15 protein-coding genes and 1 pseudogene are annotated in these 15890 nt (G+C 71.8%); 11 read left to right on the top strand and 5 right to left on the bottom strand.

Annotated elements, in window-relative coordinates; translation table 11 throughout:
- Positions 1-17: 17 nt before the first annotated feature.
- The 3 genes and pseudogenes from ACIRRY_RS33505 to ACIRRY_RS33495 all read left to right on the top strand — a co-directional run.
- On the top strand, positions 18-1712 hold the full coding sequence (locus ACIRRY_RS33505; protein ID WP_403980174.1) for a class I mannose-6-phosphate isomerase: 1695 nt from the start codon (positions 18-20) through the stop codon (positions 1710-1712).
- Entirely contained in the window at positions 1709-2596 is an 888-nt protein-coding gene (locus ACIRRY_RS33500) for an ROK family protein (RefSeq protein ID WP_403980172.1), read from the top strand. The genes ACIRRY_RS33505 and ACIRRY_RS33500 overlap by 4 nt, the downstream gene beginning before the upstream one ends.
- 620 nt (positions 2597-3216) lie before the next feature.
- Positions 3217-3720: pseudogene (locus tag ACIRRY_RS33495) on the top strand (carbohydrate binding domain-containing protein); the annotation flags it as partial.
- On the opposite strand, the gene ACIRRY_RS33490 reads toward ACIRRY_RS33495, so the two are convergent.
- Positions 3705-4391: a DUF2848 domain-containing protein gene (locus ACIRRY_RS33490; RefSeq protein ID WP_403980169.1), complete on the bottom strand. Its 687-nt coding sequence runs from the start codon at positions 4389-4391 to the stop codon at positions 3705-3707. The pseudogene ACIRRY_RS33495 and the gene ACIRRY_RS33490 sit on opposite strands and share 16 nt — an antisense overlap.
- A 116-nt stretch (positions 4392-4507) precedes the next feature.
- Here ACIRRY_RS33490 and ACIRRY_RS33485 point away from each other — a divergent pair, with 116 nt between their 5' ends.
- From ACIRRY_RS33485 to ACIRRY_RS33475, 3 genes are read left to right on the top strand one after another with little or no spacing between them, the layout of a single operon-like run.
- On the top strand, positions 4508-5872 hold the full coding sequence (locus ACIRRY_RS33485; RefSeq protein WP_403980166.1) for an MFS transporter: 1365 nt from the start codon (positions 4508-4510) through the stop codon (positions 5870-5872).
- A gap of 32 nt (positions 5873-5904) precedes the next feature.
- On the top strand, positions 5905-6696 hold the full coding sequence (locus tag ACIRRY_RS33480; protein WP_403980164.1) for a carbon-nitrogen hydrolase family protein: 792 nt from the start codon (positions 5905-5907) through the stop codon (positions 6694-6696).
- Entirely contained in the window at positions 6693-7031 is a 339-nt protein-coding gene (locus ACIRRY_RS33475) for a cupin domain-containing protein (protein WP_403980162.1), read from the top strand. The genes ACIRRY_RS33480 and ACIRRY_RS33475 overlap by 4 nt, the downstream gene beginning before the upstream one ends.
- A gap of 35 nt (positions 7032-7066) precedes the next feature.
- Here ACIRRY_RS33475 and ACIRRY_RS33470 read toward each other — a convergent pair whose 3' ends face one another.
- Positions 7067-7693: a GntR family transcriptional regulator gene (locus ACIRRY_RS33470; protein ID WP_403980240.1), complete on the bottom strand. Its 627-nt coding sequence runs from the start codon at positions 7691-7693 to the stop codon at positions 7067-7069.
- Between the two features lie 205 nt (positions 7694-7898).
- Between ACIRRY_RS33470 and ACIRRY_RS33465 the strand changes: the two genes are divergently transcribed.
- Positions 7899-8393: a peptidylprolyl isomerase gene (locus ACIRRY_RS33465; RefSeq protein WP_403980159.1), complete on the top strand. Its 495-nt coding sequence runs from the start codon at positions 7899-7901 to the stop codon at positions 8391-8393.
- Positions 8394-8474: 81 nt separating this feature from the next.
- On the opposite strand, the gene ACIRRY_RS33460 is transcribed toward ACIRRY_RS33465, so the two are convergent.
- Together ACIRRY_RS33460 and ACIRRY_RS33455 are read right to left on the bottom strand one after the other, a co-directional pair.
- A complete protein-coding gene (locus ACIRRY_RS33460; protein ID WP_403980156.1) occupies positions 8475-9191 on the bottom strand; it encodes a response regulator in 717 nt (238 codons plus the stop codon).
- Entirely contained in the window at positions 9188-10471 is a 1284-nt protein-coding gene (locus tag ACIRRY_RS33455; RefSeq protein WP_403980154.1) for a sensor histidine kinase, read from the bottom strand. The genes ACIRRY_RS33460 and ACIRRY_RS33455 overlap by 4 nt, the downstream gene beginning before the upstream one ends.
- 212 nt (positions 10472-10683) lie before the next feature.
- Between ACIRRY_RS33455 and ACIRRY_RS33450 the strand changes: the two genes are divergently transcribed.
- From ACIRRY_RS33450 to ACIRRY_RS33435, 4 genes are all read left to right on the top strand, one after another.
- Positions 10684-11379 carry an ABC transporter ATP-binding protein gene (locus ACIRRY_RS33450; RefSeq protein ID WP_403980151.1) on the top strand — a complete coding sequence of 232 codons (696 nt, stop codon included), beginning with the start codon at positions 10684-10686 and terminating at the stop codon, positions 11377-11379.
- Positions 11376-13841, top strand: a complete 2466-nt coding sequence (locus ACIRRY_RS33445; RefSeq protein ID WP_403980148.1) for an ABC transporter permease — start codon at positions 11376-11378, stop codon at positions 13839-13841. Before ACIRRY_RS33450 ends, ACIRRY_RS33445 begins: the two co-directional genes overlap by 4 nt.
- Before the next feature lie 71 nt (positions 13842-13912).
- The gene (locus tag ACIRRY_RS33440; RefSeq protein ID WP_403980146.1) at positions 13913-14272 is read left to right on the top strand and encodes a DUF779 domain-containing protein; all 360 of its coding nucleotides are present in this window, start codon (positions 13913-13915) and stop codon (positions 14270-14272) included.
- 162 nt (positions 14273-14434) lie between these two features.
- The gene (locus ACIRRY_RS33435) at positions 14435-15586 is read left to right on the top strand and encodes a phosphodiester glycosidase family protein (protein ID WP_403980238.1); all 1152 of its coding nucleotides are present in this window, start codon (positions 14435-14437) and stop codon (positions 15584-15586) included.
- A 2-nt stretch (positions 15587-15588) separates the two neighbouring features.
- Here the strand turns inward: ACIRRY_RS33435 and ACIRRY_RS33430 are convergent, their stop codons facing one another.
- Positions 15589-15783 (bottom strand): hypothetical protein, encoded by a 195-nt coding sequence (locus ACIRRY_RS33430; RefSeq protein ID WP_366094206.1) that lies wholly within the window; start codon positions 15781-15783, stop codon positions 15589-15591.
- Positions 15784-15890: the final 107 nt, after the last annotated feature.

Below are 15890 nucleotides of genomic sequence, written 5' to 3'. Positions count from 1 at the left end.
CCACGAAGGGAAACCCCGTGTTCCGGCTCGACCCGCGCTACACACCCGCCCCGCAGGCCGCCCTCCACTCGGGTTGGCAGGCAGCGGCCTCCCAACTCCCCTCCGGTCCGGCGGTGTTGGCGATCGACGGCCCCCCGTCCGTCGACTGGTCCCTCCTTTCCGACCGCCTCACCCACGAACTGACGGGACGCGGCACCCCCGTCACCCTGCTCGACATCCGCACCCACTACGCATCACCGGCCCACATCAGAATCCGCACCGAACACCTGCCGGACGCCGACGACCCCTACTTCCGCAAGCTCGCCGAGAACCCCCTCGACGACCTCTTCGAGAGCCTGCCTCTCGCCGCACCGCCGACCGAAGGCCTGCTCCTCGTCCACGGCCCCGGCGCCGCCCTCGTGGAGCACGACCTGCTCTGGTACGCCGACGTCCCCAAGCGCTACGCGGAGGCCGCCGTAGGCGCGGGTGAGGTGGGCGCCAACCTCGGTCTGCCGGACGAGAAGCCCGACTTCAGACGCCTCTTCTACATCGACTGGCCGATGCTCGACCGGCACCGCGACGCGCTCGCGCCCCGCCTCGACGCCTGGCTCGACATGCAGCACCCCGACCACCCGGCGTGGATCGACGGACCAGGCCTGCGCGCCACCTACGCAGAGCTGGCCCGCAAGCCCGTCCGCGCCCTCCCGTACTTCAACTCAACGCCCTGGGGCGGTCATTGGGCACAGCGCGAGCTCGGCTTCAACCCCGGCTCCCGCAACACCGCGCTCGGTTACGAACTGATCGCCCCCGAGGCCGGCATTCTCATCGGCACCGGACCGGAGGATCAGGCCGAGGTGCCGTTCCAACTCCTGTGCGTACTGGAGCCGTTGAGCGTGCTCGGGGCTCAGGTGCACGCCCGCTTCGGCACGTCCTTCCCGATCCGCTTCGACTACCTGGACACCGTCGGCGGCGGCAGCCTCTCCGTGCACTGCCACCCCAAGGAGTCGTACATGCGCGAGCGTTTCGGCTGGGACTACACCCAGCACGAGACGTACTACCTGACCCTCGGCAGCACCGACACCAAGGTGTACCTCGGCCTGCGCGAGGACGCCGACGCCGACGTCTTCCGCAAGGAGGTGGAGCGGGCGATCGCCGACGGAGTCCCCATGGACCCCGAGGACCACGTCCTGTCCTTCCCCGCCGAGCAGGGCCAGTTGTTCATGATCCCGGCGGGCACCCCGCACGCGAGCGGCGCGGGCAACCTCGTCCTGGAGATCAGCGCCACCCCGTACCTGTACAGCCTGAGGTTCTACGACTGGCTGCGCCCCGGCGCCGACGGCAACCCGCGCCCGCTGCCGTACGAGCACGGGTTCGCCAACCTGGCGACCGCACGGCGCGGTACGGCCGTCGCCCGTGATCTGGTGCAGGAACCGCGCACCCTGCGCGAGGGCACCGGCTGGCGCGAGGAGGTCATCGGCGGGCTGGACGAGATGTTCTACGAGGTCAGGAGGTTCGTGCTCGACGCCGAGGCCGAGGCCTCGGACGACACGCAGGGGCGGTTCCACATTCTGAACGTGGTGGAGGGGGACGGCGTCACCGTGCGCACGGCGGCCGGGGACCGGCACGAACTGGCCTACGCGGAGACCCTGACCGTGCCGGCCGCGGTCGGGCGGTACACCCTGCGAGCGACCGGTGGCGGCCCGGTGCGTGTCGTGAAGGCGCTGGTCCGTTGATCCCCGTCCTGGAGATCGGCGGCACCCATGTCACCGCCGCGCTCGTCGACCCGCGCGACGGGCGGGTCACCAGCCGTACGCGCGAGCCGCTCGACGCGGACGGCGCCGCCGAGGACATCCTCGACGTCGTACGGTGCTGCGCCGACGGGCTGTCGGCGCCGCCCGGTGCGCGGTGGGGCGTGGCGGTGCCCGGGCCGTTCGACTACGCACGAGGGGTCGCCCTCTTCAAGGACGTGGGCAAGTTCGACGCCCTGTACGGGTTGGACGTCCGGGCAGCGCTCCTGCACGGGCTGCGGCAGCGTCCCGGCGACGTCGTCTTCCTCAACGACGCCCACGCGTTCCTGACCGGCGAGTGGTCCGCGGGCACCGTCCGGGGACATCGGCGCGCGGTGGGCATCACGCTCGGCACCGGTGTCGGTTCGGCGTTTATCGCCGACGGCCTCATCCGCGCCGACGGTCCCGGCATACCGCCCGAGGGCCGGATGGACCTCACCGAGATCGACGGCCGCCCGCTGGAGGACACCGTCTCCCGCCGCGCGATCCTCACCCGCTACGGCGACCCCGCCGCCGATGTGCACGACATCGCGGACCGGGCCGGAGCGGGAGAGAAGCGGGCCCGGCAGGTACTCGACGAGGTCTTCACCGTACTGGGCGTCGTACTGGGCCCGCGCATGGTGGACTTCGGCGCGACCGCCCTGGTCGTCGGCGGCTCCATGGCCCGCTCCTGGGACCTCGTCGCCCCCGCGCTGTCCGCCGGCCTCGCGACCGGGGGCTGGACACCGGAGGACCCGCGTGCCGACGCGCGGCGCACTCGTGTGCTGAAGCCCGCCGGTTCCGCCGAGGACGCCGCACTGGTGGGCGCGGCCCACGCGGCCGCGGCGTAGGACCGCGGAGGGTACAGCCGAGAACGCCGGACCGGCCCACGCCAATCCCCGGCCGGCGTCCGGCAGTCCAGGACTCCAACCTCGGGCTGGCCCGCGCCAACTCCCGGACGGCGTACGACAGTCCAGGACTCCCACCTCGGGCCGGCCCGCGTCGACTCCCGCACGACGTACGGCTGTCCCGGACCTCACGGACGCCGCGCACGGCGCCGACTGAACCTCTGCAGCGGGCGTTGCGTATCCATCCCCGAGGGACAGCTCCGGTCTGTGCCACGGGACGTAAGGAGAGCGCCGTGCCCATACCGACCGCGTCCGACTCACCGGACGACCGCACCGTGCTGGAACCCATCCGTGTGCTGCGCCCGCGCAACACGGACGCACTGGCCCAACTCCTCGACGAGATACGCCAGGACCAGCACTACCGCGGCACCGCGACCGCCCCGCACACCCTGCCCGACGGCGAGACGGAGCAACTCCCGCCCGTCCCCGGCCACAAGACCGCACACGACACCACCGCCCGCCCTCAACACCCCGAGGACCGCCCGCGCCTGGGGCCCGGACAGCGCCGGGCAGCCATGACGATCACGATCGCCGCGGCGGCGGTCGCCGGCCTCGGCGGCTCCCTGCTGATCCCCAGCCCGACGAAGGCCACCCCGGTCACACCCTCGGCGAGCGCGTCCGCCGCACCGACATCGGCCGCCCCGAACGCAGTTGGGGCCTCCGACGCCCTGGCCAACCCCGACTTCGAGTCGGGCGGCGTCTCGCCGTGGCACTGCGGCGGCAACCCGGGCTCGGTCGTCACCTCCCCCGTCCACGCGGGCGCCAAAGCCCTTCAGGGCAAGGTGAGTTCGAGCGACACCGCACAGTGCGACCAGACCGTCGCGGTACGGCCGAACACCACGTACTCGCTCAGCGGCTGGGTCCGCGGCTCGTACGTCTACCTGGGCGTGAGCGGCGGAACCTCCACCTGGGCGACCTCCCCCGCCCACTACAGCCCCCTGACCGTCTCCTTCACCACCGGCAACTCCCAGACCAGCGCGACCATTTACGTGCACGGTTGGTACGCACAAGGCACCTACTACGCCGACGACATCACCCTGAAGGCGGCCGGTCAGCCGATCGGCTCCGGCATCGGCCGTACGTCGTAGGCAAGGCTGATGGTGTCCCCGGCCGCCGGGTCGGCCAGTTCCACACGCCACCTGTCGGCGAACTGGTCGACGCCCGGGGCCATCGGGATGGTGCCGGAGATCAGGACGGTGCCGGGGGTCAGTTCGCCGCGGGCGCGCAGGACGTCGACCCAGTAGGCCGGGGCGAGGAGTTCGGCGAGGGTGCCGGTCTGGATCTCGGTCTCGGTGCCGGCGTGGCCGACCCAGGCGCGCAGGGTGAGTTCGTCGATGCGGGACTCGACATCGGCCAGCCGCCAGGCGTGACGGGCGAGGACATCGGGGCCGGCGTTCTTGCTCCACGCCACCCCGTGCGCCTCCAGGTCGCGGTCGGTGTGGTCGCAGGCCGCGGTCAGCAGCAGTTCGCCGCCCGCCGCGACGACCAGCGCCCACTCGGCCTCGCCGGAGGTGCGGCCGTGCTGGGCCGCGACCCGCCCGGTCTGCTGGGCGAGATACGGGGACACGGGGTAGAGCGCGGGCGTCACGGACGGACCCGGCACGCCCAGCTCGGCGAGCTCCGCGACATGCGCGGCGACATCGTCCTGACTGCGCCCGGCGTACCCGGCGTTGAGGACCCGGACGACATCGACCTCGCGTGTCGTTCCGTCGGGCAGTTCGAAGGTCAGCACGGCCATGAGGGCACTCCCAGTCAGGAAACGGGCTCGTGAACTTCCGGCGCAGGGCTTGCGCATACGACCTGTATACAAGAAGTATGCCGGAAGGTCGATGTTCCCGAGCAAGGATGGGCACCATGCACGACACCCCGAAGAGCGACGCCGGGACCGCGGCGAGGCACTCCGGCGTCCGCCGCGCCTTCGTCGCGAGCCTCACCGGCACGGCCCTGGAGTGGTACGACTTCGCCGTCTACTCCGCCGCCGCGGCCCTGGTCTTCGGTGATCTGTTCTTCCCGTCGGAGGACCCGCTCACCGGGACGCTCCTGGCGTTCTCGACCTACGCGGTCGGCTACCTCTCCCGCCCCCTCGGCGGATTCGTCTTCGGCCGGCTCGGCGATGTGATCGGCCGCAAGAAGGTGCTGATCGCCACCCTGGTCCTGATCGGCGTGGCCACCTTCCTGATCGGCCTGCTGCCCGCCTACGGCACGATCGGCATCGCCGCGCCCATCGCACTCGTCGTCCTGCGCTTCGCCCAGGGCGTCGGTGTCGGCGGCGAGTGGGGCGGCGCCGTCCTGCTGTCCAGCGAGTTCGGCGACTCGCGCCGCCGGGGCTTCTACGCCTCCGCCGCACAGGTGGGCCCGCCCGCGGGCAACCTGCTCGCCAACGGCGTGCTCGCCGCCCTCGGCGCGCTCCTCACCGAAGCGCAGTTCGAGTCGTGGGGCTGGCGCGTGGCGTTCCTGCTGTCCGGCGTGCTGGTCGGCTTCGGCCTGTGGATCCGGGCCAAGCTGGAGGAGACCCCGGTCTTCAAGGCGATGGAGGCCGAACAGTCCCGCCCCCAGACACCCGTCCGCGAGGTCTTCACCACCCAGCCCCGCGCCCTGACCGCCGCGATCCTCTGCCGGGTCGGCCCGGACGTGCTGTACGCCATGTTCACCGTCTTCGTCCTGACCTACGCCACCCAGGAACTCGGCATGTCGCGCGGCTCCGCCCTCGCGGCCGTCCTCATCGGCTCCTCGGTCCAGGTCTTCCTGATGCCCCTGGCCGGCGCGCTCTCCGACCGCGTCAACCGCCGCCTCCTGTACGGCACTTCGGCGATCGCGGCGGCGGTGTGGCCGTTCGTGTTCTTCCCGATGGCGGCCGGCGGTTCCTGGCTGCCGCTCGCCGCCGGCGTCCTCGTGGCCCTCGTCATCCACTGCTGTCTCTACGGCCCGCAGGCCGCCTTCATCGCCGAGCAGTTCTCGCCCCGGCTGCGCTACACCGGCTCCTCGCTGGCCTACACCCTGGCCGGGATCATCGGCGGCGCCATCGCCCCGCTCCTGTTCACCACCCTGCTGAGCGCCTACGACAGCTGGGTACCGCTGGCCCTCTACATCGCCCTCGCCTCCGCGATCTCCCTGGTGGGCGTCCTGCTGGGCCGCAACCCGGAGGCCGCCGTCGAGGAGGACGCTCAACTCGCCGCGCCGAGGACCCCGGTCTCGGCCGACCTCCCCCTGCCACGCTGACATCGCCCCCTCAGACAAGGAGAGACCGCCTCATGCGGATCGCCCTCAGCCAGCTCACCACCGGCCCCGACCCCGACAAGAACCTGCGCCTGGTCGACGAGTGGACGCGCCGCGCCGCCGACGCCGGAGCCCGCGTCGTCGTCTTCCCCGAGGCGACGATGGCCTGCTTCGGCACACCCCTGGCCCCGCTCGCCCAGCCCCTCGACGGACCGTGGGCCGACGGTGTCCGCGAGATCGCCCGCTCGACCGGCACGGTCGTCGTGACCGGCATGTTCACCCCGGCCGACCAGGGCCGGGTCGCCAACACCCTGCTGGCCACAGGCCCCGGCGTCGAGGAGTCGTACGACAAGATCCATCTCTACGACGCGTTCGGCTTCCGCGAGTCGGAGAGTGTGGCCCCGGGTTCCCGCCCCGCCGTGGTCGATGTGGACGGTGTCCGGCTGGGCCTGGCCACCTGCTACGACGTCCGTTTCCCGGAGCTGTTCCGGGCGCACGCCGACAACGGGGCGGTGGGGACCCTGCTGGCGGCCTCGTGGGGTGCCGGACCCGGCAAGCTCGACCAGTGGGAGTTGCTGGTGCGGGCCCGCGCGCTGGACGCCACCGTCTGGGTCGCCGCCGTCGGCCAGGCCGACCCCGGCACCGGTCCTGGCCCGGTACCGACCGGCGTCGGGCACAGCCTGGTGGTGGGCCCCGACGGGACCGTACGGGCCGCACTCGGCGCGGAGCCGGAGCTGCTGGTGACCGATCTGGACGTCGACGAGGTCGGCGCGGTCCGCGAGAAGACGTCGGTGCTGGCGAACCGGCGGCCGGAGGTGTGGCGATGAGCGGGCCCGAGCTGGAGTTCCACCACCCCGACGGACCCTGGGCCGCCCCGGCGGGCGCCGGACCCGGCGTCGAGGAGCGCGTCCTGGCCGAGGACCCCGAGAGCGGCCGGCGCACCGCGCTCGTCCGGTGGGCGCCGGGCACGGATTCCTCGGCGGCGGGCGTGGCCCTGCACGACGTATGGGAGGAGGTGTATCTCGTCGAGGGGGTGATGCACGACCTGACGCTGGACCGCACCTTCACGGCGGGCATGTACGCCTGTCGCCCTCCGGGTATGCCGCACGGGCCGTGGATCTCACCGGAGGGGGTGACGATGCTGGTGATCACCTACCCCTGAACCGCGTGATCAACTGCCCCTGATACAGAGGGGGTTCAGCCGTCGAGGAGCACCTTGAGGGTCGACTCCAGGTGGTGGTCGATGGCCGCGCACGCGGCCCGCGCGTCACCGGCGGCGAGGGCGTCCACGATGGCCTCGTGCTCGTCGAGCACCGCCTTCTGCCGGCCCCGCTGGTTGAAGACGGCGACCACTCCGGCACGGACCTGGCGGCTGCGCAGGCCGTCGTAGTGCCGGTCCAGAAGGGTGTTGCCGACGGCCGAGACCAGGGACGCGTGGAAGCGGTGGTCGACGGCGATGAACTCGTGGGTCTCCTCGGCGCCGGTGAGCGCGCGCTGTTGTCCCAGCAGCGCGCGCAGTTCCTCCAGGGGCACCCGGTCGGCCGCGACGAGCCGCTCGGCCGCGTACCGCTCGGCCATGCCGCGCAGCTCCATCAGCTCCCGGACCTCGCGCCCCGTCAGCGGTGCCACGCGGGCGCCGCGCTTGGGCACGAGTTCGACCAGGTCCTCGGCGGCGAGCATCAGCAGCGCCTCGCGGATGGGGGTGCGGGAGACACCGATACGATCGGCGAGCTCCTGCTCCGACAGGAAGGCCCCCTGCATCCCGGGGTCCGTCAGCACCGTGTCCTTGAGATACGCGTAGGCCTTCTCCCGACCGGACACCACGGCAACCCCCAGACATCGCATACAGTTTGTATACCGACGCTACCACGGGCCTCCCGGCCCTACACCGGGCCGCCGTGCGCGCCGGTCTGCGGATAGAGTTCGACGGACTGGACTCCGATCAGAGCCCTTTGATGTAACGGCCCGGCGCACGGCACACGGCCACACCGGGCAGAGGGTGCAATACACCGAAAGTGACAAATTGACCATGAGTAACGTCTACTTCGACATCACCATCGACGGCGCCCCCGCGGGCCGCATCGTCTTCAGCCTCTTCGACGAGGTCGTCCCGAAGACCGCCCGCAACTTCCGCGAGCTGGCCACCGGGCAGAACGGCTACGGCTACGCGGGCTCGGGCTTCCACCGTGTCATTCCGCAGTTCATGCTCCAGGGCGGCGACTTCACCAACCACAACGGCACCGGTGGCAAGAGCATCTACGGTGAGAAGTTCGCCGACGAGAACTTCACCCTGAAGCACGACCGCAAGTACCTGCTGTCGATGGCGAACGCCGGCCGCAACACCAACGGCTCGCAGTTCTTCGTCACCACGGTCCTCACCCCGTGGCTCGACGGCAAGCACGTCGTCTTCGGCGAGGCCGTCGAGGGCCAGGAGATCATCGACAAGATCGAGTCCCTGGGCTCGCAGTCGGGCTCCACCAAGGCCAAGATCGAGATCGCCGCGTCCGGCGTCGTCGAGGGCTGAACCAGGCTCCCCACACGGGCCCCGGAGACGAAGCTTCGTCTCCGGGGCCCGCGGTATGTCCAGGAGGGGCCGTTCTACGACTCACCCGCGTCCGCGACCGCCCGCGCGCGTCGTCCCGGCGGCGGTGTCCTCGGACGCCCCGGGACTGACAAGCCCCGTCTCGTACGCCACGACCACCGCCTGGGCCCGGTCGCGCAGCGAGAGCTTGGCGAGGATGTGGGAGACGTGGGTCTTCACCGTGGCCTCGGAGAGATGGAGCCCGGTGGCCAGTTCGGCGTTGCTCAGGCCCTGGGCGAGCAGCCGCAGGACGTCCAGTTCACGGGGTGTGAGGGCGGCCAGGTCGCGATGGAGGGCGGCCGTCTCCGGGGCCCGGTGGGCGAAGCGTTCGACCAGGCGGCGGGTGATGGTCGGGGCGAGCAGCGCGTCACCGGCGCGGACCGTGCGGACGGCGGCGACGAGGTGTTCCGGTGTGACGTCCTTGAGGAGGAACCCGCTGGCTCCGGCGGCCAGCGCCGCGTAGACGTAGTGGTCGAGGTCGAACGTGGTCAGCATGACCACGCGCGGGGCGTCCCCGGCACCCGCCAGGATGCGCCGGGTCGCCTCCAGGCCGTCCATGTCGGGCATCCGGATGTCCATCAGCACCACGTCGGGCCGGGTGCGCCGGACCGCGTCGACCGCTTCGGCGCCGTCGGTGGCCTCGGCGACCACCTCGATGCCGTGGGCGTCGAGGATCAGCCGGAAGCCGGTGCGCACGAGGGCCTGGTCGTCGGCGACCACGACACGCGGGGCGCTGTTCACGCGTCCTCCAGGGGGATCAGGGCCCGCACCCGGTAACCGCCGAGCGGGCGCGGGCCGGTGCGCAGGGTGCCGCCGTAGACGGCGAGGCGTTCGCGCAGGCCGATCAGACCGCGGCCGTTGCCGGTGACCGCGCCGGGACCGGGCCGGCCACCGGTGTCGGTGACCTCGACGTGGAGTTCGTCGTCGCCGTACGACACCTGGACGCTCGCGTCGGCTCCGGACGCGTGCTTGACGGTGTTGGTCAGGGCTTCCTGGACCACGCGGTAGGCGGCCAGTTCGACGCCGGCGGGGAGGGAGCGGGGCGTTCCGGAGACGGTCAGTTCGACCGGCACGCCCGCGCCGCGCATCCGGCCGATCAGCGCCTCCAGACGCGCCAGACCCGGTTGCGGAGCCAGGTCTTCCGGCTCGGCGGGGTCCGAGTCCAGGTCCGTGGTGAGCAGGCCCATCACATCGCGCAGCTCCCCCATCGCGGCCCGGCCGCCCGCCTCGACGGCGAGGAGCGCCTCGCGCGCCCGCTCCGGGGACCTGTCCATGATCGTGCGGGCGGCGCCGGCCTGGATGAGCATCACGCTGACATTGTGCGTGACCACGTCGTGCAACTCCCGTGCTATCCGGGCGCGTTCGTGTTCTACGGCCCGATGCAGCTCCTCCGCCCGGGCGCTCTGCACCGCGGTGAGCCGGGTGCGGGTCTCGGCGGCCCGGAGTTTCCAGGTGCGCAGTCCGATGGCGGCCACGACGATCGGCACCGAGATGAACAGGGGGACGTACTGGGTGGGCACGGTCGGGGCGACATAGACATACGGGTCGGGCGGGCCGACCCGGCCGGATCTGCTGATGACGGCGACCGCCACGGCGAGGCCGGTCAGGGTCGGCAGACGGTGCGGGCTGTAGGCCGCCGCGCTGTAGGCGGCGATGACGCAGGCGTAGAAGGTGAGCCGGGCGACGTCGTCCGGGGTCAGTGCCGTCGCGACCGTCACGATCCACAGGACGGCGAGGGGGTAGCGTCGCCGCCAAGCCAGCGACGTCGAGGCCAGGCAGACCAGGATCACGAGGTCGGTCATGCGGTACCGGTGGGCCTCGTCGTAGCCGTCGCCCCACGCGTACTGCACCGACACGAAGGTGAGGACGAGCGCGAGCGCGGCGTCGACGAGCCGCTGTTGCCTTGTGGGGCGCGGCAGTTGACCACCGGGACGCAGCAGAGCCCCGATCGCTCGACGCAGCCGGACCGGGGCAGGCCGAGCTTCGACCGGCCGGGCCGGGGCTTCCTCTCCCACCGTCACCGGCCCATTCTCTCGGCTGCCGACCGTGCCCGGAATCCCTCCGACGGACGGGGCGCGTACATCCGTCGGCTACATCTCAGGGATGAGGTCGTGGCCCATCGTCCTTGTGCGGTACGGCAATTGGTCCGGGCGACCGGCGCGGCCTGGGCGGTCGGCTTCCTAGCGTCGGTGGCGTCCGATCCGACAGTCTCCGACAGCCGAGGAAGGCCCCCATGACGACACCGCTCATCGAACTGCTCGATGTGAGCCGCCGCTACGGCGGCGGGCCGCCCGCGCTGACGGACGCGTCGCTGAGCGTGCGGGCCGGTGAGGCCGTCGCGGTCCTCGGACCGTCGGGCAGCGGCAAGTCGACGCTGCTGAATCTCGTCGCCGGTCTGGACCGGCCGGACTCCGGGTCCGTCACCGTGGACGGGGTGCGGGTGGACCGGTTGGGCGAGGCCGGGGCGGCGCGCTACCGGCGGGCGAAGATCGGGATGGTCTTCCAGTTCTTCCATCTGCTGGACGATCTCTCGGTCGCCGACAACGTGGCGCTGCCCGCGCGGCTGGCGGGCCTCGGGCGGCGCGAGTCACGGAAGAGGGCGACCGAACTGCTGGAGTCGCTCGGCATCGCCCGGCACGCCGGTGCCCATCCGGGCCGGCTGTCCGGCGGTGAGCGTCAACGGGTCGCCGTGGCAAGGGCGTTGATGAACCGTCCCCCGCTCCTCCTCGCCGACGAACCGACCGGCGCGCTCGACTCCGCGTCCGGCGAGGAAGTCAGCGCCCTGCTAAGGGAGTTGAACGCCGACGGTCAGACGATCGTCGTGGTCACGCACGACACGAAGCTGGCGCGGTCGTGCACCCGGCGCACGGTCCGGCTCACCGACGGCCGGATCACGTCCGACGTCCCGGAGCCGGAGTCCGTCCGATGACCGCGCTGGGGCAGGTGATCCGCTCGGGCACGGCCCGGCGCCGGGTGCAGACGCTGGTGATCGGGCTGGCCACGATGCTGGCGGTGACGGCGTCGGTGCTCGGCGGTGCGCTGCTCGTGTCGTCCGAGGTGCCGTTCGAGAAGGCCTTCGACCGGCAGCACGGGGCGCAGTTGACCGTTCAGTTCGACGCGCGGAGGGCGACGGCCGCCCAACTGGCCGCCTCGGCGCGGGCGTTCGGAGTCACGGAGTCATCGGGCCCGTTCCCGACCGCGACGATCACACCGGGGTTCGACGGGCACAGCGGCGCGCCGCTCTCGGTGGCCGGCCGTTCCGCGCCGGGCGGCACGGTCGACAAGGTGGCTCTGACCAGGGGCCGTTGGGTCGAGAAGCCCGGCGAGATCGTCGTATCGGCGGACACGGGACCCGAGGGGCGACTCGGCCAGAAACTGGAGTTCCCGGATCTGCCTGGCAGCCCGACGCTGACGGTGGTCGGGGTGGCCCGCTCGGTCAGCCGTACCGCCGACGCATGGGTACTCCCTTCGCAGATAGCCGAGTTGACACCGTCGGGCAAAACGTCCGGCTACCAGATGCTCTACCGCTTCACCCACGCCGACACGTCGACCCAGCTGACCCGGGACCGCGCGGCGATCACGGCGACGGTCCCCGCGAAGTCCCTGACGGGTGCTCAGTCCTGGCTCGGCGTACGGAAGATCGCGACTCGGGAGGCCGCGCTGTTCGTGCCGTTCCTCGTCGCGTTCGGGGTGCTGGGCCTGGTCATGTCGGTACTGATCGTGGGCAACGTGGTCGCCGGCGCGGTGGCGACGGCCCAACGCCGCATCGGCATCCTCAAGGCCGTCGGCTGCACCCCCGCCCAGGTCGTACGGGCCTACGCCGCCCAGACCCTGATTCCGGCAACAGCCGGGGCGACACTGGGCACAGCCGCCGGTCACCTTCTCGCGACCCCCGTCCTCTCCGACACGGCGGACGCCTACGGCACGGCCGGTCTCGGCATCGAGTTCTGGGCCGATGCAGCGGTAATCGGCGGGGTGTTGACCATAGTCACCCTCACCGCGTGCGCGACCGCCTGGCGGGCGGGGCACCTGCGAACGGTCGACGCACTGACGGTCGGGCGGACGCCGGGGGCGGGGCGGGGTCGGTGGGCGACGAGGCGGGTTCTGGGGGTGGGCCGCCCCACCCCGGCCACGGACGGAACCCGGCAACCGACCGAGCCAGCCCCACCCGCACGCCCGGGCCGTCGGGCAGCCCGAGTCGCCGCTCGACTGCCGGTGTCGTGGGCGGTGGGGCTGGGGCTGGCTCGGCCGTTCGCGCGGCCCGTGCGGGCGGTCGCGATGGTCGTGGCGGTGTTGTTCGGGGTCGCGGCCGTCACCTTCGCCACCGGGCTGTCCTCGTCGTTGGGCGAGGTGATCGCGTCCAAGAACCACAACGCGGCCGATGTCAGCGTCAGTTCGTCGGACGGGCCCGCCGGGGACGGCTCCGGCAAGGTGGTCCGCCAGGGGCAGCCGGCCGCCGCCGAACCCATCGATCCCGCCGCCGTCGCCGCCGCCATCGCCGCCCAGCCCGGCACCCGCGCGTACTACGGCAGCGCCTCCATGGACGTGGCCGTCCCGGGGATGAGCGGTGCCGTGACCGTGACCGCGTTCGACGGTGACGCCTCCTGGGGCGGCTACACCATGGTCAGCGGGCGGTGGTTCAGGGCGCCGGGTGAGGCTGTCGTGCCCAGTACCGTCCTCACCGCCACCGGGGCGAAGATCGGCGACACGATCACACTCACCGTGCGGGACAAGGCAGTTGGGGTCCGGATCGTCGGTGAGGTGTTCGACACCGGTCACGACGGCCGGACCGTCCTCACCGACGCCGCCACGCTGAAGCCCGCCGCGCCCGACCTCGACTCCACCACCCAGTACGTCGATCTGAGGCCCGGCACCGACACGGACGCGTATGTCACCGCGCTCAACGCCGAGTTGAAGCCCCTGGGGGTCAGCGCGAGCAGCGCCAAGTACACGAACGGCAGCGGCACCGTCACCGTCCTCGACTCGCTCACGGCACTGCTCACCCTGATGCTGGTGTGCGTGGCCGGACTCGGTGTGCTGGGCGGGGTCGTCCTCGACACCCACGAGCGCGTCCACGACCTCGGCATCCACAAGGCCCTCGGCATGACACCCCGGCAGACCGTCACGACGGTCGTCTCCTCGGTCTTCCTGCCCGGCTTGGCCGGCGGCGCCCTCGGCGTGCCGCTGGGCCTGGCCGTGCACGGCGCGGTGATCCCCGCGATGGGCCACGCGGCGGGCCTACGGCTGCCGCACTCCGTCGTCGACGTCTACGACGCCCGGGACCTGGTCCTGCTCGCACTCGCCGGTGTCGCCGTCGCCGTACTCGGCTCCCTGCTGCCGGCCGGCTGGGCGGCACGCGTCCGCACGGCGACCGCGCTCCGTGCCGAGTAGGCGCGCAACCTTCTCGCAACCTCGTGTGTGCTGCGATGGGTCATCGCATCCGGCTTCCTGGGACGGCTGACATGGACGACAACACCCCGCGCGTCGAACTCACCCCCGCCGCGGCCGACCTGCTGCGTCAACTGCACGCACAGCACGGCCCGTTGATGTTCCACCAGTCCGGCGGTTGCTGCGACGGCAGCGCGCCCATGTGCTACCCGGAGGGCGAGTTCCGCACCGGCGGCTCGGACGTGCTCCTCGCCGAGCTGGCGGTGGAGGGCGTGCCGGAGCCCGTGACGTTCTGGATCTCGCGCAGCCAGTACGAGGTGTGGAGTCACACCCGCCTGATCGTGGACGTCGTAGCGGGTCGCGGCAGTGGTTTCTCGCTGGAAGCACCCGAGGGGGTACGTTTTCTCACTCGTTCCCGTGTAGTCGGCGCCTAGGAGCCCCGCCGGTCATCGTCTTCTGATGCACTTCCCCTGAGACCTGGGAGAGTTGACGACACATCAGGGGACTTTGTGACGCACCGTCAAAAGCCTTTAAGAGCAAGCAGATCCGTACTCGCGTATCTCACGGCACTCGGCGCGCTGGCCGGTGCGGCCCTGGTGGGGGCGGCACCGGCCGGCGCCGTGCAGGGCACGACGCGGCTCGCGCCGGGGGTCACCTACGAGCAGTTCGACATCACGGCGGCCAGGGGTGTGACCCACGCCCATGTGGTCGTCGTGGACCTGCGTACCGCCCATGTGCGCGTCAACCTGCTGTACCCGGGCGCGGTGGCGGCCCGGCAGCCCGTCTCCCGGCTGGCCGACTCGGCGGGTGCCGTCGCGGGTGTCAACGGTGATTTCTTCAACATCACCGAGACCCAGCACCCGGGCGTCGAGGCCACCGGCTCCACCGACGGACCGGCGATCGCGAGCGGTGTCGCACTCAAGGCGGCGGTACCGGACGGCCAGCGCTTCGGCCCCGCGCTGCCGCCCGGCACGAACACCCGGAACGTGCTCGGTGTGGGTGTCGACCGCGTGGCCCGGCTGGACAGCCTCACCCTCAGCGGATCGGTCAGAACCCCGCACGGACTGCTGACGCTCGGCGGGTTCAATCAGTACGCCCTGCCGCAGAACTCCATCGGTGCGTTCACCACACAGTGGGGCAGCGTCTCCCGGGTGCGCGCCACATGTGGCACGGACACGAACCGGGCCGGCGCCTGTAGTGCGAACACCTATGAGGTGACCGTCCGCGGCGGCCGGGTCGTGTCGTCCGCCGCCACGCCCGGCAGCGGTGCCATCGCGCCCGGTACCACCGTCCTCGTCGGCCGTGAGGCGGGTGCGCAGCGGCTGCGGACGCTGTTCACCGGCGAGCGGGTGAAGGTGCAGCACAAGCTGGTCGCGTCGAGGTCCGGGGTCCCGTACCGCTTCGCCCTCGGCGGCTACCCGGTCCTGCGCGGGGGCGCGCCGCTGGCCGGTCTGGACGACTCGACGTCCGCCGTGCGCACCGCCGTGGGGATCGCCGACGGCGGCCACCGGCTGGTGCTGTTCGCGACGGACGGTGCGGTCGCCTACCGCAGCGGTCTGACGATCGCCGAAGTCGCCGGCCAGATGCGGAAATTGGGCTCGGTCGACGCCTTCAGCCTGGACGGCGGCGGCTCGACGACCCTGGTCGCCCGCGCGCCCGGCGCGAGCGCCGTCACGGTACGGAACCATCCCAGCGGCGGCGCCGAACGGCCCGTACCGAACGGCATCGGAGTCTTCTCGACCGGCTGACCTCACGGACGCAGACCGCTCACCAGATCCGCGGTGGCCGTCAGGCCGCTGTGGATCGTGGGCGCCATGCTGGTGCTCGCCATGAAGAACCCGAGCAGTGCGCAGACCAGCGCATGGGAGAGCTTCAGCCCGCCGCTGCGCATGAAGATCACCGCAAGGATCAGGAGCAGCAGCACCACAGAGATGGAAATGGCCATCGTCACCCTCCTCCGCCACGCCGCCATGTCTGGTTCGCGGCTTTCGGCCGCAAGTGTGGCGTAGCGGAGGGTTCATCCGGGCTACCGACGTGTCCCCCGAACGTGTG

Origin of the sequence: Streptomyces sp. NPDC101776, assembly GCF_044766845.1 — a bacterium.
Classification (GTDB): domain Bacteria; phylum Actinomycetota; class Actinomycetes; order Streptomycetales; family Streptomycetaceae; genus Streptomyces.
This window is presented reverse-complemented; position numbering and strand designations above follow the sequence as displayed.